This is a genomic window from Halorhodospira halochloris (genome assembly GCF_002356555.2).
GTDB classification, from domain to species: domain Bacteria; phylum Pseudomonadota; class Gammaproteobacteria; order Nitrococcales; family Halorhodospiraceae; genus Halorhodospira; species Halorhodospira halochloris.
This window is the reverse complement of sequence record NZ_AP017372.2, coordinates 1830343-1855013: the sequence shown is the minus strand read 5'-3', so window position 1 is coordinate 1855013 and position 24671 is coordinate 1830343. Positions and strand designations below refer to the sequence as shown.

General features: G+C 57.0%; 18 protein-coding genes. 5 read left to right on the top strand and 13 right to left on the bottom strand.

Annotated features, from left to right (window positions below; genetic code table 11):
• Positions 1-12: 12 nt before the first annotated feature.
• From epmB to HH1059_RS08425, 3 genes are read right to left on the bottom strand one after another with little or no spacing between them, the layout of a single operon-like run.
• Positions 13-1026, bottom strand: a complete 1014-nt coding sequence (gene epmB, locus HH1059_RS08435; protein ID WP_096409765.1) for an EF-P beta-lysylation protein EpmB — start codon at positions 1024-1026, stop codon at positions 13-15.
• On the bottom strand, positions 995-1636 hold the full coding sequence (locus HH1059_RS08430; RefSeq protein WP_096409764.1) for a cytochrome b/b6 domain-containing protein: 642 nt from the start codon (positions 1634-1636) through the stop codon (positions 995-997). Before HH1059_RS08430 ends, epmB begins: the two co-directional genes overlap by 32 nt.
• Complete coding sequence (locus tag HH1059_RS08425; RefSeq protein WP_231901915.1) at positions 1633-3294, bottom strand: tetrathionate reductase family octaheme c-type cytochrome; 1662 nt, start codon at positions 3292-3294, stop codon at positions 1633-1635. The genes HH1059_RS08430 and HH1059_RS08425 overlap by 4 nt, the downstream gene beginning before the upstream one ends.
• Before the next feature lie 694 nt (positions 3295-3988).
• On the opposite strand from HH1059_RS08425, the gene efp reads away from it, so the two are divergent.
• Both efp and epmA read left to right on the top strand, forming a co-directional pair.
• Complete coding sequence (efp, locus tag HH1059_RS08420) at positions 3989-4558, top strand: elongation factor P (protein WP_096409763.1); 570 nt, start codon at positions 3989-3991, stop codon at positions 4556-4558.
• Positions 4555-5601, top strand: coding sequence for an EF-P lysine aminoacylase EpmA (gene epmA / locus HH1059_RS08415; protein WP_170113004.1), 1047 nt, complete (start codon positions 4555-4557; stop codon positions 5599-5601). The genes efp and epmA overlap by 4 nt, the downstream gene beginning before the upstream one ends.
• Positions 5602-5767: 166 nt before the next feature.
• Here the strand turns inward: epmA and HH1059_RS08410 are convergent, their stop codons facing one another.
• From HH1059_RS08410 to HH1059_RS08400, 3 genes are read right to left on the bottom strand one after another with little or no spacing between them, the layout of a single operon-like run.
• The gene (locus HH1059_RS08410; protein ID WP_096409761.1) at positions 5768-7222 is read right to left on the bottom strand and encodes an aldehyde dehydrogenase family protein; all 1455 of its coding nucleotides are present in this window, start codon (positions 7220-7222) and stop codon (positions 5768-5770) included.
• On the bottom strand, positions 7222-8628 hold the full coding sequence (locus HH1059_RS08405; protein WP_096409760.1) for an amidase: 1407 nt from the start codon (positions 8626-8628) through the stop codon (positions 7222-7224). The genes HH1059_RS08410 and HH1059_RS08405 overlap by 1 nt, the downstream gene beginning before the upstream one ends.
• Positions 8628-9617, bottom strand: a complete 990-nt coding sequence (locus HH1059_RS08400; RefSeq protein ID WP_096409759.1) for a D-2-hydroxyacid dehydrogenase — start codon at positions 9615-9617, stop codon at positions 8628-8630. Before HH1059_RS08400 ends, HH1059_RS08405 begins: the two co-directional genes overlap by 1 nt.
• Positions 9618-9963: 346 nt before the next feature.
• Here HH1059_RS08400 and HH1059_RS08395 point away from each other — a divergent pair, with 346 nt between their 5' ends.
• Entirely contained in the window at positions 9964-11166 is a 1203-nt protein-coding gene (locus tag HH1059_RS08395; protein WP_231901914.1) for a pyridoxal phosphate-dependent aminotransferase, read from the top strand.
• Positions 11167-11196: 30 nt separating this feature from the next.
• Here HH1059_RS08395 and sufT read toward each other — a convergent pair whose 3' ends face one another.
• A complete protein-coding gene (gene sufT, locus HH1059_RS08390; RefSeq protein ID WP_096409758.1) occupies positions 11197-11748 on the bottom strand; it encodes a putative Fe-S cluster assembly protein SufT in 552 nt (183 codons plus the stop codon).
• Positions 11749-11828: 80 nt separating this feature from the next.
• Positions 11829-13391 (bottom strand): bifunctional GNAT family N-acetyltransferase/carbon-nitrogen hydrolase family protein, encoded by a 1563-nt coding sequence (locus HH1059_RS08385; protein WP_096409757.1) that lies wholly within the window; start codon positions 13389-13391, stop codon positions 11829-11831.
• A gap of 245 nt (positions 13392-13636) precedes the next feature.
• Between HH1059_RS08385 and HH1059_RS08380 the strand changes: the two genes are divergently transcribed.
• Both HH1059_RS08380 and HH1059_RS08375 read left to right on the top strand, forming a co-directional pair.
• A complete protein-coding gene (locus HH1059_RS08380; RefSeq protein ID WP_231901913.1) occupies positions 13637-15352 on the top strand; it encodes an autotransporter assembly complex protein TamA in 1716 nt (571 codons plus the stop codon).
• Positions 15352-18918 (top strand): translocation/assembly module TamB domain-containing protein, encoded by a 3567-nt coding sequence (locus tag HH1059_RS08375; protein ID WP_096409755.1) that lies wholly within the window; start codon positions 15352-15354, stop codon positions 18916-18918. The genes HH1059_RS08380 and HH1059_RS08375 overlap by 1 nt, the downstream gene beginning before the upstream one ends.
• 281 nt (positions 18919-19199) lie before the next feature.
• Here the strand turns inward: HH1059_RS08375 and HH1059_RS08370 are convergent, their stop codons facing one another.
• From HH1059_RS08370 to HH1059_RS13965, 5 genes are all read right to left on the bottom strand, one after another.
• Positions 19200-20948, bottom strand: coding sequence for a SulP family inorganic anion transporter (locus tag HH1059_RS08370; RefSeq protein WP_096409754.1), 1749 nt, complete (start codon positions 20946-20948; stop codon positions 19200-19202).
• Positions 20938-22095, bottom strand: coding sequence for a YeeE/YedE family protein (locus HH1059_RS08365; protein ID WP_096409753.1), 1158 nt, complete (start codon positions 22093-22095; stop codon positions 20938-20940). Before HH1059_RS08365 ends, HH1059_RS08370 begins: the two co-directional genes overlap by 11 nt.
• A 257-nt stretch (positions 22096-22352) precedes the next feature.
• Entirely contained in the window at positions 22353-23003 is a 651-nt protein-coding gene (locus HH1059_RS08360; RefSeq protein WP_179948760.1) for a response regulator, read from the bottom strand.
• Positions 22984-24282 carry a GAF domain-containing sensor histidine kinase gene (locus HH1059_RS08355; RefSeq protein ID WP_096409752.1) on the bottom strand — a complete coding sequence of 433 codons (1299 nt, stop codon included), beginning with the start codon at positions 24280-24282 and terminating at the stop codon, positions 22984-22986. Before HH1059_RS08355 ends, HH1059_RS08360 begins: the two co-directional genes overlap by 20 nt.
• Before the next feature lie 252 nt (positions 24283-24534).
• Positions 24535-24663, bottom strand: coding sequence for a hypothetical protein (locus HH1059_RS13965; protein ID WP_275951831.1), 129 nt, complete (start codon positions 24661-24663; stop codon positions 24535-24537).
• Between the last annotated feature and the right edge of the window lie 8 nt (positions 24664-24671).

The following is a 24671-nucleotide window of genomic DNA, read 5'->3' as shown; positions in this document are numbered from 1 at the left end:
GGTGTGGGGTGATCAGCGCGGCGGTGGCGCGAGCGTAGTTTTAGAAGCGGCGCCTGGATCTTCACGTACTAGGCGGGGGAGAAGGTAACCGGGTAGGCTAGCGGCGAGTTCGGCGATTATCGAACTCGCCGTCGTCGGTGATACGGCAAAGTGTGCTGCACCGCTGATACGATCGAGCTGATGGAGGTAGTAGGGCAGGGCTCCGGCGCTGAAGAGTTGCTCGGAGAGCTGGGCTAGGGGCTTTGGGTCATCATTGACCCCGCGTAAGAGTACGCTCTGGTTTAGCAGCGTCATATTGCCGTGCCTTAGCCTGGCGAGGCTGGCGCAGACAGCGTCGTTTATCTCCTGCGGGTGGTTGGCGTGGACGACCCACACGATTTGTAGCGGGCTTGCACTAAAACGCTCGACAAGTGCGGTTGTTATTCGCGCTGGTAAGGCTATTGGCATCCGGGTATGGATGCGCAGGCGCCTTAATCCCGCGATCTGCTCTAGGCCATCAATAAGCTCGCACAGCGCCTGATCACCAAGCATCAGCGGGTCACCGCCGCTGAGGATTACTTCCTCCGGGGCGCCTTCTCTATGCCAGTATCTTAGGGCCGCACGCCATGAATTTTGCTGCGAGTAAGGGTAAGAGCGGCGGAAGCAATAGCGGCAATGGATGGCGCAAGCCCCGGTGGTTACTAACAGGGCACGGTTGGCGTATTTTTGCAGTATCGCCGAGTCACTGTCAGGCGATTGCTCGGCAAGTGGGTCAGTGCTGAAACCGGCTGGCTGAGGAGTGGTTTCAAGAGCCGTCGGCATGACCTGTCGTAGCAGCGGGTCATCAATTCGCCCCGGCTCGATGCGCTCTATGTAGCTATGGGGCACCAACAGGGGAAAGTCGCCATGGGCAGTCTCAGCGCCGTCAAGATTAACCTCGCTTAACCCCAAGCGCTCGATTAGCTGGCGCGGACTGCGTATAGCGTGGCGCAGCTCATCGCGCCACGCCTGTTCGTCATTTTTCGGCGCTGTCTGTGCTGTGCTCATTCGAGTATCCGGTCACCATGGCACGCAAGTGAGCGTACCACGGATTGCCGGTGGTCGAGGCGAGATAGATATGGACTATTAGAAAGACCATTAGTGCTAAGGCAGCGCCAACGTGCACTGCTGCCGGGGCGGCGAGCGGTAGCAGCTCACCGAGCAACGTCTCGCGCCAGAGATTGTAGAAGAGCAAGAGCAGCCCGGAGATCCACAGCGCTGGTGCGATTGCGGCCTTGAAGAAAAAGTAGGCTAGGCGCTGCAGCGGGTTGTGCTTGGACGCCGCTGTTTTAGCATAGGGCTTTGATTCGCCAGAAAATATACCGTAGGCGTAGTAGGCCAGCATCGACATTAGGCCTTGGCCGGTGGGCATGTAGTTGCGCCACTCACCGGTTGTGACATGCCAGAAGATAGCCAAGATCCACAATCCGATGAGCATCCAGGCTAAAGTAATGTGGGTGGCAAAGGCGCTCTCGAAGCCGGTAAGGGTGAAGAGGCCGCTCATTTCCAGCCCGGTAAACAGCAGGCCGAAAATCAGGAGCGTCTGCGCCCAATGCCAGAAGATCTCGAATGGCGAGAAGATACGCTTGGGCCTAGTGCTAGGGTCGTTATTGCTCACGCGGCCTCCTCCTGAGAGTTCTCCTGTTTGCTACGTTTGTGGCGGTAGAGCAGATAGCGGGCCGAGCCATGACCGAGTACTGCGAGTAGGGTAAGACCGATTGCCCACCAGCCGATACGCTCTATCCGCGGGTGGCTATCCTGCCCCGGGACATAGAGTCCCTCTAGGCCCGCCATGCGGCCGTCCGGTTCGTGGCATGACTGACAGCTGAGGCTATCCTCAGCCGGGGCGATCATGTGGGCGACTGGCCAATGCATAATGCTGTCTACAAAGCCGTATTCACCGCTGAAATCCTTCTCTGTTTGGCCTATCTTCTGCGCCTCTTCCATGCCTGCTGCTAGCGCCTCTGACCAGTCGTAGCTTTGCCAATAGGCACTCGGCTCATCACCGAAGAGGTGGGCGGTGAGGAGGGTCTTATGCTCTTTATCGTAGGGTTGGCGCCCCTTCATGGATGTAAAAGGCCAAATTTTTGCCCCCGGGGTATCGTGATCACCCATAGGCCTATTGATCGTTACCGTCTCTGTGGGATCGATCTCGTCATCGAGCAACGTATAGTGCATATTGCCGTCGAACCAGTGGTATTCGGGGGCGTAATCCTCGCGCCATTCGAATCGCCCCTTGCGCCCATCGTAGACCGGCACACCATCTTCGGTCTCGACCACTGGGTCACCGTCATCGTCCATACGGCCAGATTCTGACCAGTCCCAAAGGGTTCGAGTCGGCTTACCGCCGCGCGCCACTTCGGGGACATGGCATGTCTCGCAGGCGATAAACTCGCTATGCTGGTTAAGCTTGTCGTGAATCCCGCTGTCGTGCGGCTCGCTGCCGTGACATGCCTCGCAGGCCGGTTTTTGGTGTGGATCAGCGGCTACTGGTCGCTCATCCTCGGGCATTGTTATTTTATAGCGGCTGCCGAGTTGGATGTGGCCACTGAAGGTATGGCAGGTGGAGCAGGTAAAATCGGCTCCCTCCGGCGACATATGCACATCAAGTTCGTAGGGTGGATCGATCAGTGAACTATCCAGATCTCCATGCTTAACCGCGTCGCCGCCACCGCCCTCGAAGTGGCAAGTTCCGCAAGTTTCGCGACTACTAGGGCCGACGTTCTGAGCTACTTCAGCTAGATCGGGGGCGGCTATCGTCTCGCCGTGGAACTCGCGATCCTCGTAGGGTGGGTGACCGGCTGAGGTAGGGAATTTTACATAGCTGCCGGTGGTGTCATGACAGACTAGACAGTCAACCTGCTCTTCGGCAGTGAAATCGAATTCATGATCCTCCCAGCCGTAGCCGACGTGGCAACTACTACAGCGCTGATAGTTGCCTGCAATGCCAAAGCAGAGGTTATTGATGACGTTCTTCTTGCCTAAGTCTTGCTCGGTTTCCGGCTGTTGGAATTCATAGTGCCAGTGGATACTAGAGTGAACCTGCTTAGCGGCCTCGGTATGGCACTCAAGGCAGGCCGCGGTTACTTCAGTCGCGTCTTCAAACGGCCCCTCGAGTTGCTCAAACTTGCTGTGATCGGCAGTCGATCCCATCTCTGCTGGAGCTGGGTCGAGCATTGCCTCTGTGTCGAGCGGGGTGTGATCGGCGTTGGCCGCAGCCAGGCAGTTCACGACTAAAAATAGGCCCGCGGTTATGGTTCTGTAAGTTTTGATCATGGGAATACTGGCAGATGAACTAGGGCTTGCTTAGGGGAACCTCTAAAAACTTCGCCGGCGCCACCATCCGCCCCGGTGTGGAGGACGCCGTGAATCCATCCCTGGAGGCTTCATGGCGCCATCCCTGGCGCCAAGACCTCCACACCGGGGCGGATAGTGGTGCCAGCGGAGTTTTTAGAGGCACCCTTAGGAGACGCGTGGAACCTCATGTGCTCTCTACTCGCTGCACAAACAAGGCGGAGAGGTGGGGAAACCACCTCAATTCAACAATCACTTGAATTCAACAACCACTTGTCATGCAATGACGCTACCAAAAGGAGATTACAGTTTCATTTCTTCTGATAGGCTATAAGCCCCTCGCTCTTGTGTCAAATTGCCTCTGTAAGGAGCCTCTAAAACGCCACGGAGTCAAGTGGCTGTCCTCTGGTTGTGGAGGACGCCGTGAATCCATCCCTGGAGGCTTCATGGTGCCATCCTTGGCGACAAGAACTCCACACCAGGGCAACCACTTGACTCCGTGGCGTTTTAGAGGCGGTCTTTGGAATATGGATTCACGATGTCCTCCACACCGGGGTGGCCAATGGCTGCGGGGAGTTTCTAGGGACGGCCACTCCCGGTGCGCAGTGTTTAAACTTGGGCTGCGGACAAGTTTCGGTTAGCATCACGGCAACTAAAAACAACTTAAGGTGAGAGCATGGCAACTTACAGCACTAATGAATTCAAGAGCGGTTTGAAATTGATGCTCGACGGTGATCCATACACCATCGTCGAGAATGAGTTCGTCAAACCGGGCAAAGGTCAAGCCTTCAATCGGGTCAAGCTGCGCAATCTAAAGACCAACCGGGTTATAGAAAAAACATTCAAATCAGGCGAAAGTGTCGAGGCCGCCGACGTTATGGAGACTGAATTGCAGTATCTCTACAACGACGGCGAATTCTGGTACTTCATGGATCCTAATACCTTCGATCAAAAGGCTGCGCCGCAAAGTGCTGTCGGCGATGCTAAAAACTGGATCAAGGAGCAGGATAACTGTGTGGTTATCCTCTGGAACGATGAACCGCTGCAGGTTTTGGCACCCAACTTTGTCGATTTGCAAGTAGTTGAGACCGATCCGGGTGTACGGGGTGATACCAGTAGCGGTGGCAGTAAACCGGCTAAATTGGAAACAGGTGCTTCGGTTCGGGTGCCGTTGTTTATCGAAGAAGGTGAGGTGCTGCGTATCGATACCCGTAGTGGTGAGTACGTTGGCCGAGCTAAGGATTGAACCGGGCAAGTAGGTCGACAGGCGGTTCGGCTTTAACGGATTTGCTCAGGCTGCGCGCTGATTTGGCAGCGGCTATCCGCGAATTTTTCGCTCAGCGCGGAGTATTGGAGGTGCACCCGCCTTGTCTTGGTCCTGCGGCTATGGATCCGGCCCTGGCCAGCGTGGCCGCGGATGCCGCTGATGGAGATGGTAATCAGCTCTATCTGCAGACTTCACCCGAGTCAGCGATGAAGCGACTGCTCAGCGCCGGCAGTGGCGATATATATTATCTGGGTCCGGCCTGGCGTGGCGGCGAGCGGGGGCGTTGGCACTCTGTAGAGTTTACCCTGCTTGAGTGGTACCGGGTCGGTTATAGCCATTACGATCTAATGGCCGAACTCGCCGAGCTTATAGAGTATTGCCGGATTAGCCTGAGCAAACGCAAGGCAACTGTCCCCGCAGCTGAGGGTTGTGGTCTGGGTAAGCGTTCAGTTGAATATCTGAGCTACCGCCAAGCCTGCCTGGATCAGGCTTGGGTGGATCCGCTCACAGCTAGCCAGGAGCAGCTGCAAGAGGCCGTTACGCGGGCCGGTATAGAGCTGCATTCCTGCGCTGCCAATAGCAGCGCCGGTTCAGAAGTCAATTTGGACCGCGATGAACTCCTTGATTTGCTCCTTTCCCACGTCGTAGCTATGCAACTCGGCCATTCTCGGATCACTTTTTTGACCGCTTTCCCAGCTAGCCAGGCGGCTCTCGCCCGGCTTGATGAAGCCGACCCGCGCACCGCTCGGCGCTTCGAGCTGTTTATGGACGGCCTGGAGATTGCTAATGGCTATCACGAACTGACCGACCCCGGCGCTCAAAGACAGCGATTTAAACAGGAGCAACAGCAGCGCCGGGCGGGTGGATTGCCGGTGCATGAGCTTGATCACTCGCTGCTTGCTGCCCTGGAGCGGGGACTGCCTGACTGCGCCGGCGTTGCGGTAGGTTTCGATCGGTTGCTAGCAGTGTTCTTAGGTGCCGATTCCCTGGCCGAGGTCAGAAGCGAGTTATACAGAGGTTAATCGTTTCGGCAGAACCTCTGGCACTTCCCCGCGGCCGACAGGTTGTCCTGGTGTGGAGGTCATGGCGCCAAAGACGGCGCCGTGAAGCCTCCAGGGATGGATTAACGGCGTCCTCCACACCAGTGACAACCTGTCGGCTGCGGAAAATTTGACTGCGGGGAAGTTTTCAGAGAGGCCCACGGGGGACGGTTTGTGTCTCGACGAACTCAAACAGCCCCTCTAAGCCCCCCTCACGGCCGAAGCCGGAATGTTTCATGCCGCCGAAAGGCGCCTCCGGAGTGGGGCCGCTGCCGGTGTTCCAGCCCACATGGGGAAACTGCAAGTTCGGAATCAACCGCTCGGCTCGCTCATCGTCGCCGGTAAACAGATACGATGCTAGGCCGAATTCCGTGTCATTGGCCTTTGCTAGGGCGTCTGCCTCACCCTCAAAGGGTGCCATGGGCACTAGCGGGCCGAACGTCTCTTCCCGCCAGCAGGCCATCTGCGGGGTCACCCCACTGACCACTGTTGGCGGAAAATAGGCGCCATAATCTCGCTCCATGGCCCCCGGGTCCTTGCCCATAACAGTTGTAGCGCCCTTATCGAGGGCGTCGAGGTAGTGCCGGCGAACCTTTTCATAGCCGCTGCGGTCAATCAATGGGCCAAGATCTACTCCCGGCTCCATGCCGTTGCCCACCGTGAGCTTCGCTGCTCGCTCAGCGACCTTGGCGGCAAATGAGTCCATTACCGAGCTCTCAACCAGGATGCGGTTGGCGCAGACGCAGGTTTGACCGCCGCCGCGGAACTTGTTGGCGATGAGTTGATCGGCGGCATGCTCCAGATCGGCATCGGCGAAGACGATGAACGGCGCGTTGCCCCCGAGCTCCAAGGCGAGGCGCTTGACCCCTTCGGCACTGCCGCGGATCAGTTCTTGGCCTACCCCGGTTGAGCCGGTAAAACTTATCACCTGAATGCGCGGATCGCTGAGTAGTGCATCGCCGATTGGGCCGGCCGCGCCGGTTACCAGATTGACCATCCCCGGGGGAAGGTTGAGTTCGCGATCCAAGATGTTGAACAGCGCAACCATGGTCAACGGCGTTTTAGCTGAAGGCTTGATCACCGCCGGGGCGCCCGCTGCGAGAGAGGCGGATAGCTTTTTGGCGATCATGCCAATAGGGAAATTCCACGGCGTTATGAGTGCCACGGCCCCGGCAGGACGGTTATAAACGGTCCAGGTGCAGTTGCGTGGCTGCTCATCTAGGGTGCGCGGGGCGAGCGCATCAATGTTGCGTGCCGCATAGGCAAAGAAACCGGCAGCATAGAGGACCTCGCCTTGGCCTTCGGCGTGCGGCTTGCCGTGTTCGAGGGTGAGGATGCGGCCTAGTTCCTCTTGGTGTTGGCGAAGTGCTGCGTCAATGGCCTCCAGCCACTCGCGCCGGGTCTCCAGTGAGGGGGTGTTGGCAAGGGCGCGTTCAGCGGCGGCGGCAGCACTGGAGCACTCTGCCGGCCCCATTGCCGGGACCTCAGCGAGTAATTCGCCGGTCGCCGGGTTGGTGACACTAAATGAGGTGGCATCATCGGCGCTGCACCAGCTGCCATCTATGTAGCCATTTATTTCACTTAAGAGGTTAGATTCTAGCATCAAGTCGGCCTCCGATCCGTTAGTGGCTCAGCCTGCTGGTAGGTGTGGGCGGCGCGCAGTACCAGACCGTCGGCGTGGCGTGGGCCGACCATCTGAACGCCAATGGGTAGCCCATCACTAGTAAACCCACAGGGTACCGAGCAGGCTGGCTGACCGGTCATGTTGAACGGATAGGTAAATGGAGTCCAGCTCGGCCAGCGGTGGTCGTGCCAGCCTTCGGGCACTTCCAGGCCGGCACTGAAAGCTGGGATTGGCAGAGTCGGCGTGAGCAACAGGTCGTATCTCTGGTGAAACAGGCTCATCTGCTCTGTTAGCGCAGCGCGCTCGTTCATGGCCTGCATATAATCGAGCATTGTGGCGTCTTTAACACTGTTGACCGCCTCAACCAATGCTGGGTCCATGACATTATGCTTCTCTTCGGGAATAGAGCGCAGGGCGTTGGCAGCGCCGCCGAAGAAGAGTAGGTCGAAGGCCTGGCGGGGGTCGCTGAACCCGGGGTCGATTTCGTCGACCTGGGCCCCTAGGGCCTCCATGGTCTGTGCGGCAGCGGCCACGGCCCGGGCAATCTCGGGGTCGACGTCGACATAACCGAGGTTGGGGCTGAAGGCGATGCGCAGGCCGCGGACGCCACCCTCAATTGCCTGCAGGTAGCTGCAGTTGTCTGGTGGTAAGGTCGGATCGCGTGGGTCAGATTCTGCGATCACGTCCATTAGCAGGGCAGCATCCTCAACTGTCCAGGTCATCGGCCCCGGATGAGCAAGCTGGCCGAATGGGCTAGCCGGCCAAATTGGCACGCGCCCTTGGGTTGGCTTGTGGCCGACCAGGCCGGAAAAACCGGCAGGGATGCGGATAGAGCCGCCGGCGTCGGTGCCCAGCGAAAGCGGCCCCATGCCCAGCACAACTGCTGCGGCACTGCCGCCACTGGAGCCTCCGGCAGTCTTGGTCGGGTCATGGGGATTGCCGGTTACGCCGTAGCAGGGGCAGTCAGTTACCCCCTTCCAGCCGAGTTCGGGGGTGGTGGTTTTGCCAGCAGGGACCAACCCGTGGCGGCGCAATGCGGCTACTGCTGGTGCATCGTGCTCCCACGGTCCGTTTGGGTCGACCGTCTTGGATCCCTTGAGATTGGGCCAGCCGCGGGTAAGGAAGACATCTTTAATGGCGACTGGAACGCCATCAATGAGCCCCTGGGGCTGTAGATGGCGGTAGCGCTGCTCGCTAAGCCGGGCGGCCCTCAGGGTAGTCTCCTCATCTACTAGGCAATAGGCGTTGACCTGGTTGTTGTGCCGATGGATTCGCTCTAGGGTGGCTTCGGCGGCCTCGACAGGAGAAAGGGTGCCGGAGCGAAAGCGGCGCAACATCTCTAGCGCTGTTAGATCGGCGATTTCGGTGTTAGCGCAATGACTCATCAGGAACCCTCCGGTGGTACATATCCCCGTTTCTTATCTACTATATTACGTAGCGCAGAGCCGGCCTGCCAACGCTCGAAATTGTCCGCGAACTGGTGAATAAGGGCCGAACGCCAGCCAATGAAGTCGCCGGCCATGTGGTGAGATATGAATACATTGCTCATCTCCCAAAGGGGGTGGTCTGAGGGCAGCGGCTCCTCTTCGAAGACGTCTAGTGCAGCGGCGGCGATGTCGCCGTTGCGCAGGGCAATGATCAGATCCTGAGTTACTACTATAGGGCCGCGGCCGATGTTGATTAGCTTGGCGTTATTGGCCATGGACTTGAAGGCCTTGACGTCGAATAGTCCGCGGGTTGATTCAGTTAGCGGGGCGGCAATGACCACGTAGTCGGCTTGGCCGAGCTGCTCGTAAAAAGCCTCGGGACCGTGGATGGCGGCGAAATCCTGATCTTCACTCCGCTCGCGACTGGCTATGCCCTCGACATGCATGCCGGCGGCAGTGAGCATGCGGGCTATCTGGCGGCCAATCGAGCCGGCACCGAATACTAAAACATGTTTATCTTGGATGCGCTGGGTTTCGCGATGGCGCCACTCATGGCGCTGCTGCAGGGCAATAGTGGTACGAAAATCCTTGGCGAACATCAGGACCATGCCCAAAACGGTCTCGGCTATGGCCCGATCAAATATACCCCGGGCGTTGGTGACCGGTATTGGCGATTCGATAAGTTCGGGAAAGAGTAGGGCGTCGACCCCCGCGCTGGTAGCATGCACCCACTGCAGGCGCTTGGCGTAAGGCCAGGCCTCGGCGACGATGCGGGTGCGGAAATCGGTCACTAGGAGTATATCCGCATCGGATATTGCAGCTATAAGGCCTTCGCGGCTAGTGGCATGATTTATTATCGCCCGCCCGTCAAGGCGCTCTAGGCCTGGGGGAGGCGCTTCTTCCGGGGCGGTTAGCAGGGCGATTACAGGAAGCTCGCTGCTGGCCATTGAGTCTGTTCTCCAGTAGTTTTTATATCCTTGGCACCGTATCTATACTAGCGGCAATATACAAGGTTTGTGATGGCCTCGCCAACGGGGTAGTGACTGGGGAGTCAGGAGGCGCCTAAGGCTCCTCGCGGCCAAGGGTCCTTTAGGTCGCCTCGAAAAACTTGCCCGGAGCCATCGTCTGCCCCGGTTTGGAGTTCATAGCGCCAGGGATGGCGCCATGGAGCCTCCAGGGATGGATTCACGGCGTCCTCCAAACCGGGGCAGACGATGGCTCCGGCTCCGGGTAAGTTTTTCGAGACGCCCTTTAACGGGTGCATGGGCATAGAAAGGCAGAGGAGAGATAGCCGTGGCAGCACAGATAGACGACTTTGATACAGACGATATGCGCGAGCCGGTTTGGAGTCCTTCAGTAAGGGCGCTCCCCATTCCGGGCATAAGGCGGATGGTCAACATGGCTGCGGAGATGGAAGATGTCATTCATCTGTCTATCGGTCAGCCTGATTTTCCAGTGCCTGAGCATATCTTGGAGGCCCATATCCAGGCCCTGCGCGAGGGCAAGACCGGATATACCATGGATGCTGGGCTGCCGCAGCTGCTTGAGGCGGTCGCCGAGTATTACGGCGAGTTATATGACCGCCCGTTAACCCCGGAAAATGTGCTTATAACTACCGGCGCAACTGAGGCGATGTACTTGGCCATAGCTGCTACTGCTGCGCCGGGGCGGCAATTCCTGGTCCCCGACCCCACCTTTCCTCTATACGCGCCGCTGATACGGATGAATGGTGCCGAGGTCAAAACCATTCCAACTCGTGCCGAGCACGGCCACCAGATCGATCCCCAGGAGGTGATTGATAATATCGGCATGCGTACCTTCGGGATTATCCTCAATTCGCCGAGCAATCCCACAGGTACTGTCTACCCCAGAGAGACTGTTGAGGCGATTGTCCAGGAAGCGGCCTATCGGGGCGTCTATGTCTTCAGCGATGAGGTTTATGATCACCTCTTGCTCGATGAGATGGAGTACCCCAGCGTTCTGCGCTGCACCTCCGATCTAGATCATGTCATGGCGGTGTCGAGCCTGTCTAAGACCTTCAGTATGGCTGGTCTACGAGTAGGTTGGTTGATCTCCAGTCAGGGGGCGATCAAGAAGTTACAGCGCTTTCACATCTTCACCACTACGGTTGCCAATACGCCTGCTCAGTGGGCCGGAGTTGCGGCACTGCGGGGCGGTTCGCAGTGCGTCGATGAGATGCTTCAGGCCTACCGTAACCGGCGCGATAGGATTGTCGAATTGGTCAGCAAGACTCCCCATTTGACCAGCTATCGACCGCAGGGGGCCTTTTATATCTTCCCATCTCTGCCATCTAATACCGACGGTACCAGCGTAGCTACCCGGATGCTTAAAGAGACCGGGGTTTGTGTGGTCCCCGGCGATGCCTTCGGCGAGAGCTGTCCTAACTCTCTGCGGATTAGCTACTCGGCATCGATGGAAGACATTGAGCGGGCCTTCGAGCGGATAATCCCGTGGATGGAAAAGCAGGAATTTTGATGGCCACAGGTCGGTTAAGGGAGTATCTAATCACAGCAGACCTACTTGTAGTTTGGCTGCTTCCGACATCCGGTCCTGTGTCCAAGGTGGCGTAAAGACCAGATTCACCTGGGCTGTGGCCACTGTGGGGACCATCTCGACCTTGACCTTGATGTCATGAGCAAGGATGTCCCCCATGCCGCAGCCAGGGGCGGTCAGGGTCATATCAATGTCGACGTTACGGTAGCCGTTTTCGTCTTTGGCGATGTCACAACGGTATATGAGCCCAAGATCGACTACGTTGACCGGGATTTCAGGGTCGTAACAGGTGGCCATCTGCTCCCAGATCAGGCCTTCAACGTCTTCGTCAGTTGCATCTTCGGGCAGTTGCGGTGGCTGTGGCGGCTCCTTGCCGATGGCATCGGCATTGTTGCCGTCAATACGGAATAGATAGCCTTGCAAAAAGACCGTGTAGCTTCCGCCCAGGGCTTGGGTAAGTACCCCTTCCGCGCCTTCAGGTATCGTTCCCGTGTCGCCTGCCGGTATCACAACCGCCTCACAGTCACGTTGAAATACGATCGGTTCGCCTCTGGGTACGTACATAGCAATGGTGCCCTTCTTATTGTAAAGCCAGCCTACGTGATGTCTAACCTATACCTCTGCTACCGCAGAGCTTTCCAGATCTAGTCTCTGCCCAGCCACTGAATGCGATAGAGGTCGAGACGCCGGTCTTTGTAGTTGCGAACTGATCCTTCATTACGGATCTCGGTGAGCTTGTCCAAATCGAGATCGACTATCAGCGTCATTTCGGTGTTTGGGGTTGTCTCAGCGACTATAGCATCGTGCGGAAAGGCGAAGTCCGCCGGCGAGAAGACCGCCGATTGGGAGTATTGGATGTCGATGTTCTCGACCTTAGGCAAGTTGCCCACCGATCCGGTTATGGCGACGTAGCATTCGTTTTCAATAGCACGCGCTTGGGCGCAGCGACGTACGCGCAAATAACCGGTCTGGGTATCCACCCAGTAGGGCACAAAGAGTATCCTTGCCCCTTTCTGGTTGAGGATACGGGGCAGTTCGGGGAATTCAGCGTCATAGCAGACCAAGATGCCGATCTTGCCGATGTCGGTTTCGAATACATTCAACTCATTGCCGCCGCGTACGCCCCAATAGGCTCGTTCATCAGGAGTAATGTGCAGCTTATACTGCTTATCGGTAGTCCCATCGCGCCGGCATAGATAGGAGACGTTATACAGCCCCTGATCCTGATAGACCGGCATAGAGCCAGCTATAATGTTTATGTTATAGGCCACCGCTAGACGGGTCATCTCATCGACTATCTCCTCGGTGTACTGCGCCATGCCGCGAATCGCCTCGGCAGGGTACTCCTGGTTAAACAGCGAGAGCAGGGGACCATTGAAAAACTCAGGGAAGAGGGCGAAGTCGGCGTTGTAGCCGGCAAGGGCATCGACAAAGAACTCGGCCTGATCGATTAGCTCATCAACCGAACTCATCGGCCGCATCTGCCACTGTACAGTGCCGACCCGCACCACCGCCTTGCGCCGAGAAATCAGTGGCTGCTCTTTGGGCTCGTAGAATATGTTGTTCCACTGCACGAGGGTGGCGTAGGCGTGGGAGTCACGATCCGAGGGCAGATAGTCGGTTATGATACGCCGCACGTGAAAGTCGTTGGCGAGCTGAAAGGAGAGTATCGGGTCGTGGACCTCGCGCCTTTTAACCAGCTCGATATACTCCTCGGGCGATATTTGATCGGCGTATTTGGCGTAGCCGGGGATGCGGCCACCGGCTACAATACCACGCAGATTGAGACTCCGGCAGAGCTCCTTGCGGGCATCGTAGAGGCGCCGACCTAGGCGCATAGCGCGGTAGTTAGGATCGACGAAGATGTCTACACCGTAGAGGACATCGCCGTTCGGGTCGTGGGTGGTGAGGAATCCACCACCGGTGATCTCCTCGTAGGTGTGCTTATCGCCAAAGCGGCCGTAGTCGACTATCAGGGTTATGACGCCGGCGACGACTCTGCCGTTGTCCTCGATGCAGATCTGGCCCTCGGGGAAACGGTTGATTTGAGCGGCGAACTGCTCACGTGACCAGGCGCCGTCCATGTCCGGATAGACTTGATCCATGATTGCCGCAACATCGTCGTAATCTTCCAGCACCATGTTGCGTAGGCGTAAGTGGTGTTCATCATGCTCTATCCGTTCAGAGTCGGTATAGTCGTCGCTCATTACAACCTCAATCCTCTACTCAAATTTAGTACCATGATCGCGGTACAAACACCCTAAAGTAATTCATGCCGGCAATTAATTACAAGTTGGTCAGAAGTTTGGGAGATTTTGTGAACTCGCTTTGGGAAGTCCCGGCCAGCAATCTCCGGCGCGAGTTGCGCGGTTTCGGCGTTCTCCTGAGGTTGTGGTGCAGCCCTTGGCGAGAGGCGGGCAATCATTCAAGGGGGGGATTATGGGGCTTGCTATTGGTCAGCGCAATTTTTGTGACTGCCGTACCGGCTCAGGCCGAAGAGCTTGAGGTTACTATTGATATTGCCGGGATTGAGGGCGAGCTGGAAGATCAGGTTCGTGGCCGCCTGGGTAAGCCTGTCTCGACTGAGCCAGCTATGCTCTCTTCGTTTCGTCGCCGGGCCCCTGAGCGGATCCGCGAGGCCCTTGAGGCAGTAGGCTATTACGACGCTGACATAGATGTGCGGGCGCGGTCAGGGGCGGATGAGTGGCGTCTAATGGTGGTTATAGATCCCGGCGAGCCGGTCAGGATCCGCGATCTAAATGTTCAGGTGGTCGGTGAGGCGGCCGAAGACTTGGCATTTGCCGGGATTGAATCGCGGATGCCGCTACGCGAAGGGGATGTTCTTAACCATGGCCGTTATGAGAGTGCACGTCGTCTGATCCAGAGTCTGGCCCTGGAGAGGGGGTATTTCGACGGCCGCTATTTAGTTCGGCGGATTGAGGTTTATCCCGAGGATTACGCCGCTGATATAGTATTACAATACTACAGCGGTCAGCGTTATAGCTTCGGTGAGGTAGTTTTCGCCGAGTCACCTCTCGCTGATGAGTTTTTGCAGCGTATGGTCGGCTTCGAGGCAGGTGAGCCGTATACAGCTCAGCAAGTAGGGCAACTCAATCGCGCCTTGCGTGATAGCGGGTATTTCCGCGAGGTTAGGGTAAGCCCGGAGCATGAGCCGGGCAGCGGCGTGGCACCAATAAATGTCGCTCTGAAGCCGCGCGCCCGCCATGAAATAACCACTGGCGTTGGCTATACCACCGATCTTGGGGCAAGGGTCCGGCTCGGCTGGGAGCGGCCATGGGTTAACCCTTGGGGACACTCGATGGCGGCTGATACGGAAATTGCTGAAAAGCGCCAAAGCGTTACCGGTAGATACCGGATACCGCTGCGTGATCCGCTGCGCACCTCTTTAGAGTACCAGATAGGTGCAAAAATGCAGGATGTGGCAGATATCGATTCCGAGCAAGTCTCGGGTTCTGTTCGACATCGCCACCGTCTCCTTTCTGGTTGGCAGCAGGTGCTCTCTGTGCGTGCGGATTGGGAGAGGTTCCGTATAGATGAAGAGCGGGAGACAACTAAGCTGTTGCTGCCAGGGGCGAGTTGGAGCAGGACCCGGAGTCGAGGGGGGCTTGACCCAACCTGGGGAGATCGCCAGATGCTCTCGCTCGAGGCAACCGAGACGTGGCTTGGTTCAGACGTTGAGATATATAGACTACGCGCAGGAACGCGCTGGCTGCGCACTTTGGGAGAACGCAACCGGTTTCTGGTGCGGGCCGATATCGGTGCCATGTCGAGTGGCGATTTTGACCGTGTCCCGCCTTCCTTACGTTTTTATGCTGGCGGCGATCAGAGCATTCGTGGCTATAAGTTTCAAACCCTTGGCCCGGAGCGAGATGGGACCGTAATAGGTGGTAGCTACTTAGCTTTAGCGGGTTTGGAGTATGGCTATCAGATAACCCCGAATTGGCGACCGGCATTGTTTGTTGACTCAGGTAACGCCTTGGAGAGTTTCGGCGATTTAAGTGATGAGCTAAAGGTTGGTGTAGGAGCCGGGATACGCTGGTCTTCGCCGATTGGCCCGGTTCGCCTGGATGCAGCCGTGCCGGTTGAAGATGACCATGAACAAATTGATTCCTGGAGGCTCCACTTCTCAATGGGGTCGGATCTGTGATGGCGCGCTGGTTACGCTGGTTGATGTATTTAGGTGGTGGCTTCTTTGCACTTTTGATGGTGCTGGCATTCTTCGCGGTGTGGCTGGTAACTACCACCCCTGGAGCGCAGTTCGCCGCCTATTTAGCCCAGAGTCAGGAACCGCGACTAAAGCTACAGGTGACTTCGGGTAACCTGCTCGAAGGAGTGGAGGCCCGCAATGTAGTATGGCAGCAGGATAAACTAGTAGCGGTAGAGCTTGATGAGCTCGATTTGCGCTGGGATGCCATGGCCTTGCTTAGCCGCAAGGTCGAAGTTGAGCTATTAGAGTTGCGTGGGGTCGATATCAGGGTTGCTGAGGGCGATCTGGCCGAAGAGAGCCCCGTAGAGGTCATTGATCCCGTAGAGGTCATTGATGATGACACCGGTCCTATTGTGCTGCCGCATATTGAGTTGCCGGTCGATCTGAATATCGGTTCTGTCGTAGTGGACCGGGTTCGTTTGCAGTTAGGTGAAGATGACCCGCACTGGATAAGGCGTGCCGAGTTGAGCCTGAGAGCCTCGGGTAGTGCCTGGCATGTTAAGCGCTTGATGGTTGAGCGCGACGATGCTCGGGTAGAGATACATGGCGAGGTGAATACTGCTGATGCCTATCCGGTGAGCATGTTTGTCAACGCATCAGCAGCGATACCCGGTTTGCCGGAAAGAGTACGGCTGAGCTCGAGGTTAGGAGGCAGTGTTACAGCCTTGACTACAAGCCACCGGCTTGCCGGCCCCGTGACTGGGGATCTGGAGTTGGATATTCGACCGCTTGACCCTGACATGCCTTTCAACTTGCAGGGTAGCGGTCTGTCTGGAGGATGGCCGCCGGATAGTAATCATTTGCTGGCTGCACGCGACGTTGATCTGCTCGTTAGGGGCGATCTTGACGATATTGAAGGTCAACTTAGTGCCCACCTCGCGGGTGAGAATGTGCCGGCTGGCGACTGGGATGCCGAGTTTAGCGCCGATCTTCAGCGCCAGAGAGCTGAGGTCAAGCGCCTGGAGGGGGGGCTGTTGGCCGGCAGCCTACTAGCTAGTGGCGAGTTAAATTGGGGCGAGCAGCTGCTCTGGCAGGCTGATATAGCATTGGTCGATCTTGATCCCTCACAACAGTGGGATGGGGCACCAAGTGATGTTAACGGGCCGATACGGGTGGCGGGTGAGGCCGGAGAGAGCGGTTGGGGGCTAGATGTCCGCCTTGATGGCCTTAGCGCCTGGGTGGAAGGGAATAAGGCCTACCTGGAGGGGCAGTTGGGCCATCGACGAAGCGGAGTTTGGTATCTGGAGAACTTGCATGCCGAGGTAGAGGGTGGTGATTTAGTCGCTAGTGGTGAGTTGGGAGAAGAGCTTAGCTTAGATCTTGACGCACAGTTCACTGATCTAGGGGCTTTGCATGAGGATCTGGAGGGTGCTATCCAGGCCTCTACTAAAGTTCAGGGGCCGTTGCAGCGTCCTTATATCGAGACCCGCGGTAATGGCCGGGGCATTTCCTGGGCAGGGGAGTACTGCGTCGAACGACTGAGTTGGGATGTGGTGGTGCCTTCGCTAGGACTGGAACCCGGTACTGCTGAGGTGGTGGTAGACGCAATCCAGGTAGGCGATTATGCCATTGATAGGGTTGAAGCGGAAGGTTTTGGCAGTCGGGCTGCTCATCAGCTAACCCTGCACGCAAATGCGCCTGATGGCCAGGGGAACCTGGCGCTTGCCGGTGGCTGGCTGGAGGGGCGGGGTTGGCGTGGCATGGTGGTTGATGCCAACGGTCAGGTAATGGGCCATAGCCTTAGCTTGGAGCGCTCGCTGACGATCCGCCAGGATGGTGATAGGTTTGAGGTTAGCCCACACTGCTGGGCTTATAAGGATGCTCGTCTGTGCGTTGAGGAGACCATAGTGGCTGACCCTCAATCGGCAGACGCGGATGTCTCGCTAAGCAATTTCAATTTTGCCTGGTTAGATCCGGTATTGCCCGCAGAGCTCGACTGGCAGGGCCGTCTTTCCGCGGCCAGCCAAATCAGCTGGCATGCTGAAGATGGAGTCAAGGCAAGCCTTGTTGCAAATGGCAGTCCGGGGCGTGTTTCGCTGCTAGTAGAGGAGGCAATAGATGATTTGCCGCGGGTGGTGCGCGATCTTGACTATAGACACATCTCGGTTGCGGCTTCTTATAGCCCTGAACAGGCTGATGTACGGTTTGACTTTGCGGCTGAAGAGGCCGGGCAGATGCATGCCGATTTGTCCATGGAGCCGAACCTCGATGGTGATGGGTGGCTTGATGGCAGTGTCTCACTGAGCGGCTTGCAAGCCGGTTTCTTCCATCCGTTCGTGCCCCAATTGAGTGAGCTGTCCGGGCGCTTTGATGCCGATTTGCAACTGGATGGGAGCCTGTCTGCGCCAGAGTTTAATGGGCTGCTGGAGTTTAGTGACGGGGAGATCTTAACTCGTGAGTCACCGACCAAGGTCGACAGGCTCAATCTCAAAGTTGAGCTGAATGGGTCAAAGGCTGGTATCGCCGGTGGCTTTTATATCGGTTCTGAGCGGGCGCAAATTAGTGGTCAGGCCGATTGGGAGCAGTTCGATAACTGGTTGGTTGAGGTAGGCGTTGAAGGTCAACGCCTCGAGGCAATCTATCCGCCTTATGCCAGATTGAGGGTTAGTCCCGATCTCATGGCTCGCGTAAGTCCTGGGACGGTGGAGGTTGTAGGTAGCGTTCATGTCCCATCGGGTAAGATCACTGTGCAGGAGATCCCCCAGCAGGTTGTCGCTAAATCCGATGACGCTGTCGTAATTAGGCGGGAGCGGGATGACGCTACGGATATACTTGAGGAGGTTGCTCAAGCCTGGGGATTCGATGCTGATTTAGAGCTTAGCATGGGAGATAGGGTCGACCTTGAGGCGTTCGGGATTAACGGTAAATTGACCGGGTCCATGAGGATTAGGCAGCGCCCTGAGGCTGAGCCGGCCGGTTTCGGTGAGCTGCGCATAGTGGATGGGGAGTACCGGGCATATGGCCAACGCCTGAGTATCCGTCGCGGGATGGTCATGTTCAGTGGGCCACTGGATAGGCCTGAACTCGATGTGGAGGCGGTTAGGCGGATTGAGCGTGATGGGGTTACAGCAGGGTTGCGGCTCATCGGTAGCGCTAGGGAGCCGAATGTTTCGGTATTCAGCGAGCCGGCCATGTCAGAGGAAGATGCCCTCTCTTATATGATCCGCGGCAGGCCTTTAGGAGCGGAGGGCCCGGGGAGTGATGCCCTGGTTGCTCAAGCCGCTTTGGCATTGGGAGTATACGGCGCGCAGAGTGCGGTCGGAGGTTTTGCCGAGCAGCTTGGGGTAGAAGACTTCGAGATTGACGCGGTCGGCGAAGGTGAGGAGGCGCAGGTGGTCGTTTCTGGCTACGTTCGGCCCAATATCTATGTGGCTTATGGGGTAGGTGTTTTCCAGCCGCTGAATACGGTTACCCTGCGCTACTATCTAACTCAGCAGCTGTTTATGGAAGCTGTAAGCAGCGAGGAGAGCGCTTTGGATTTGATGTATCGGTTCGATATTGATTAGCCTCCCCGCGATTCATTTCGCCGTTCCTGGCGTCAAGACCTGGGCAGTTGGAGTGCTGAGTGCCTGCAGAACAGAGCCTCTAAAACTCTCCGGTAGCCATTTAGCTGCCCCAGCGTGGAGGACGCCGTTAACCCATCCCTGGATGCTTCATGGCGCCATCCCTGGCGCCAAGACCTCCACGCTGGGGCAGCTAAATGGCTACCGGAGAGTTTTAGAGGTGCCTATAAGGTTCAGTTCAGTTTTAGAACGTTTCCCAAGGACAATGGATGCTGCCTGTGCGCCTAAACGGGACGCAGCGGGCAGGAGCGGGGATCGAAACTCGGATCATCGATGCGCTGGTGTATCGCGCGAATGGCGTCGTCTTCATTGCGGAAGATGTTGTCATGGCCAATCTCCTTATCTAACCCGGCGCGTTGCATAACCTCCCAGACCTGCAGTTTGATGCCGGCTAGAACCAGGGTTACGCCGTTATCGTGGAGTCTTTGGTGGAGATTATGGAGCGTCTCTATCCCCGATGAGTCTATGGAGGTTATTCCGTCACCAACCAACAGCAGGAAGCGCGCCTCTTGATGGTCGTGGTTGATCTCAAGGGTGCGGTCTTCCAAGTGGCCAACATTGGCAAAGTAGAGTGGGCCATCGAAGCGCAGCGCTGCAATATGGCGGCTGACAGGCAACTTAAAAAGCTGGGCATCGCGTAAGGTGCCGTCTTTAGGGTGGCGGGAGAGGATCACTACTCGGGGGCGCATGGTGCGCAGCAAATAAAGGACAATTGCAAGCCCCGCCCCGATGACAATGCCGTAATCAAGATGGGGGGCAAATGCCAGAGTGGCTACAAAAGTGGTCAGCGCAGCGGCACCGTCATGGGTATGGGTCTTCCAGGTGTGGATCATGGCCTTGACGTTAACCAGACCAATCACGGCCATTATGATAATTGCCGCCAGCACCGACATCGGCAAATGGTAGAGTAGCGGGGTTAGCACGAGCAGTGCTAAGGCGACCATAACTGCGGTGAAGACCGAGGACATCCCGGTGCGGGCACCGTTGCTGTGGTTTACTGCGCTGCGCGAGAAAGAGCCGCTGACTGGGAAGGCTTGGGATAAGCTTGAGGCAATATTGGCTAGCCCCTGACCGACCAGCTCTTGGTTGGGGTCGATGCGATCGCGTGTCTTAGCAGCTAGTGCCTTGGCGATCGATATGGCCTCCATGAACCCTACTAGGGCAATGACAGCAGCGGTGGTCAACAGAGCACGGATGGTCTCCCAGTCCCAGGCGGGCATAGCTGGAGTGGGTATGCCGGCGGGGATCTCGCCGACTACCTCACCGCCCATCTCGGCGTAGCCGATCACATAGCTTACCGGGGTCAGCGCAACTACTGCGATCAGTACCCCGGGTATGCTGGGAATCAGTCGGCGTGAGCCGAACATGATCAGCAGAGCGGCCAACCCGAGTAATAGGGTTGGTAGGTGGGTTGAGCCAATGTCGGCGAGCACCTTGATGACGCCGCTGAGCATGCCCGCCTCACGATCCATGGGTATGCCCAACAGATCATTAACCTGCGAAAGGGCGATGACAATGGCTGCAGCATTGGTAAAACCAAGGATTACCGGATGGGCGAGAAAGTTGACCAGGGTTCCGAGCGAGAAGAGGCCGAGCAGCAGCTGAAATAGGCCGACCATCATGGCCAAAGTTATGGCCAGGGTTATGTATTCACTGCTGCCCGGCTCAGCAAAAGGGGTAAGTGCTGATGCGGTCAGCAGTGCTACTACCGCCACCGGACCGGTAGCGAGCTGTGGCGAAGATCCCCACAACGCAGCCACCATAACCGGCAAAAAAGCGGCGTAAAGGCCATAGTAGGCGGGCATCCCGGCCAAAGCGGCGTAGGCCATGGACTGCGGGATCAGGACCAGAGCGACCGTTATGCCGGCTATCAGGTCGGCCTTGAGGGTAGAGGGAGTCGGTCGCTGCCACTGGTTTGCCGGGATTAACCGGCGGGCCGTCGATAGCCGCCGGCTAGCCTGCCTAGATGTCATCCAGACGCCTCATCGATTGGGGTAGCAGGCGCAGGTCGACCATGCCGGTGATCAAGGCCTTGGCCACAGTCGCCTCATCCTCATGCAGCATTTTGTAGTACTGGACTTTCATGGTTAAGGCGCTGCCGATAATCAATCCGGCAATCGCTAGTGGCGCCGTTATGGCCAAAGTGGATAGGGCAGTTATGCCTTGACCGAAGGTGCAGCCCATGCTCAGTGGGCCGCCTAAGCCCATGAGAATGCCGCCGATAAAGTGGTTGCTGAAGTCTTGCTTGGAGGCAAACCACTCAACTCGAAAGGTTCCGCTGATCAGCGACCAGAGTAGCGATCCGACGATCACCCCAAGGACTACGGCCACGCCTACATTCATCAGCGAGAAATTGAGGCCGCCGGCGAAAAACTCCAGTGTATCAGCGATGGGGCCGACAAATACTATCCCTTGCGGGCGTTCACCCTCAACGCTGATGCTGCTCGATAGGGCCCAGACAGCTACTACGCTTAAGCCTACGACTAAACCGCCGAGGATATGGTTTTTGTTTGCTCGGAATTCGCTGGCGCGGAAGACAAAAAAGAGCAGCGCCGCGCCAAGTATCACAGCGATAAACATCCGGGCAAGCTCTGCTGCCTCGCCCGCGATGAGGCTGCCCAAGTCTTGGCCGTGGGTATGGGGGATGGCCAGGGGCTCGAATAAGACTATGCGCAGTGGGTCATCAAGGCCCGGTGGATTGATTGTAAAGTAGGCTACCAAGCCGAGGACTATGGCCACAAAGAGTGACTTGATGTTACCGCCGCCTATCCTGACTACCGTCTTGTTGCCGCAACCACTCGCCAGGGTCATGCCAATGCCGAATAGCAGGCCACCAACTATGGCCCCGGCCCAGGATATATCCACTCCTCGATAAGGTGGTGCGGTCTGATCGGCGCTTATCAGGCCCAGCGGTTCGAGCAGTCCGACACCGATAATGGCTACAGCCATGGCTAGAATCCAGGCCCGCATGCGTTGCCAATCCTGCATGTTGACTATGTCTGAGACCGCCCCCATGGTGCAAAAATTGGTCTTGTTGACCACTGCACCAAGTATTACTGCAACCACAAAGGTGCTGCCGAAAAGCAGCCAGTGAGCTGAGGTTAACGTGTCCAGGCCCATTGCGGCTCTCCCCTGATGACATTAATCAAACCAGGCGGATTTTTGCATGGCTGGGAATGTGATGGAATACCCATTTCAGGATAGTTATATCCTAATTGGGCACCTCTACAAACTTCCCCGGAGCTATTATCTGCCCCGGTGTGGAGGACGCCGTGAATCCATCCCTGGAGGCTCCTTGGCGCCATCCCTGGCGCCAAGACCTCCACACCGGGCAGATAATGGCTCCGGGGCTGACTACATGAAGCCTGTTGGGCTGTTCATTTAGCGCGCGGTAGGCCGAGATCGAGGGCCTTTATAGCCGCCTCCACCCGTGAATGGACGCCGAGTTTACGCAGAACCGATTTGACATGCAGCTTTACGGTACCATCAGAGATACCAAGATGACGGGCGATAACCTTATTACTCTCCCCAACCGCAAGCCGTTCGAGAATATCCTTCTCGCGCGGGGTTAAGGCGGCGAAGGGGTCTGGTGGCTGCTGAGGATCACGCTCGCTGGGTGGCTGGCCTAGGGCACGGGCTAGGGTGTCGGTGAGTTGCGGGGCGACCGGGATGCGGCCGTTGGTCGCCTCATGGAGGGCGGAGACTAGATACTCCGGGTCACTATCCTTGAGTAGGTAACCCTGCGCCCCAGCCCGCAGGCAATCAAAGAGATTCTTCTCCTCCTCGCTGCCGGTTAGCATAATTACCGGCAGCTGGGGAAAGCGCTCGTGGAGTTCACCAAGCAGAGTGAGGCCATCTTGACCGGGCATCTTCAGGTCGAGCAGGACTAGATCGGGTTTAAAGCTTGCTGCGAGAGCTAAAACGTCATCCTCACCTGAGCCGGTCTCCGTCGTTATCCCTTGCGTTGATAGGAGCTCCTGCAGTGCCGCCCGAAACAGGCGGTGATCGTCAACAAGGAGTACGCGCATTGTGATCTTCCTCGGTTCGCGCCGGGCCTGTGCCAAGCCAGTCACGAATCTGCGCTGCCGGTAGCTGCAAGTGGATTTGCGTGCCTTGCTCTGGTTCGCTGTCGATTTGCAGCAGCGCGCCCAATTGTCGCGCCCTCTCGCGCATGCCGGGAAGCCCGAAGCCGCGTCCGCCCTTGTCTAAAGCCGTTGCTTTAGTGTTGTTGTCAGCGCTTGCCGTAGTGGAGTGAAAGCCCCTGCCGTCATCCTCAATGAGCAGGTGTAACTCAGTATCTTCTGTGGCCAGCACAATAAGAACATTTTTGGCGTTGCCGTGGTGCCAGGCATTGGTTAGGGCCTCCTCAACAATGCGATGAATGTGCAGCTCTTGACGCTCTTCAAGGGCTTGCGTCGGCCAGTTGTTGAGCAGACGGATATTGATCTGGCTATCGCGGCGAAAGCGGTTAACTAGGCGTTTGAGGGCGGTATCCAGCTCAGCTCCCAAGGCCTGGCTGTGGAACTGTTGCATCACCTCGCGGACCTGATTGTTGGCGCTATCTATACGGCCACTGAGCTGTTCGATGCGCTCGCGCAACTGCTTGATGGTTGCTTGTTTGCTGGTGGCGTTCGCCTCCAGCTGCCTGATGTGTAAGCGCAGTACAGCAATTTCCTGGACTATGGTGTCGTGCAGTTCCTGGGCTAGGAGCATGCGCTCTTGTTGGATTGAGCTCTGCTGATGTTGTTGCTGTTGGCGTATCCGGCTTATAGCACCGCCTAGCTGTTGTCCTAAGCGCAGCATAACCTGCGGCATAGCAGCCCAGTTGTCGAGTTGGCCGCGCTCAAAGTAGAGATTAAATATGCCTAGGGTGGCAGATCCCTCAGTTATGGGCACGGCTAGCATTGCTAGCCCGGGGTGAGTAGTTACCGGGCTGCGCCCGACCTTGCGGGTACAAAATTGGAGGTCGTTATTGCACCTGACCTGCTGTTGGTGAGCAGCGGCGTTGCAGAAGCACTTCTCTGCCGGGCGTCGTCGCTCAAGGTCGACAAAGCCGGAGTCGAGGCCGTAGGCCTCTACTAGACGCAAGTTTGTCTGCTGATCATAGAGGCGAATCGCGCCGCCATAAGCCCCGGTGCTCTGGACTAACTCGTAGAGGTAGCCGTTGAGCAATTGATCGAGGGTATTTGCCGAACTAATCTGCACGCCTAAGGCGCAGATTTTGTCGAGCTGGTTACCTTCAATCGCCGCCTTACTGGGGTCGTCAAAAACCGCGCAAGGACTAAGTATCTCTGGTGCAGCCGACATGGTCTCTCCTCCTGCGGCAGCAGATTAACTTGTATTATTGTTTTTATTCTTTGCTGTTATAGGTTTGCCAACGCTATTTTTATGGTTTTTTGCGCTGTCTGTAACGGCTTTTTTTATTGTTAAAGTTTGTTTTGCTTATGGTTGCGGGCTGCCAATCTTCAGTGCAACCATTTATTAGACTATATACATACAAATGGGCAAAAGGGAAGGGCCTGCAGTATTTATGACGCGAGCGGATCAGCCTGACCTACTTTATAAGCTTTTCGGGGCAGCCAAATGGCTCAGGGTGGCCTCTAAAACTTCGCCGGCGCCACCATCCGCCCCGGTGTGGAGGTCTTGGCGCCAGGGATAGCGCCATGAAGCCTCCAGGGATGGATTCACGGCGTCCT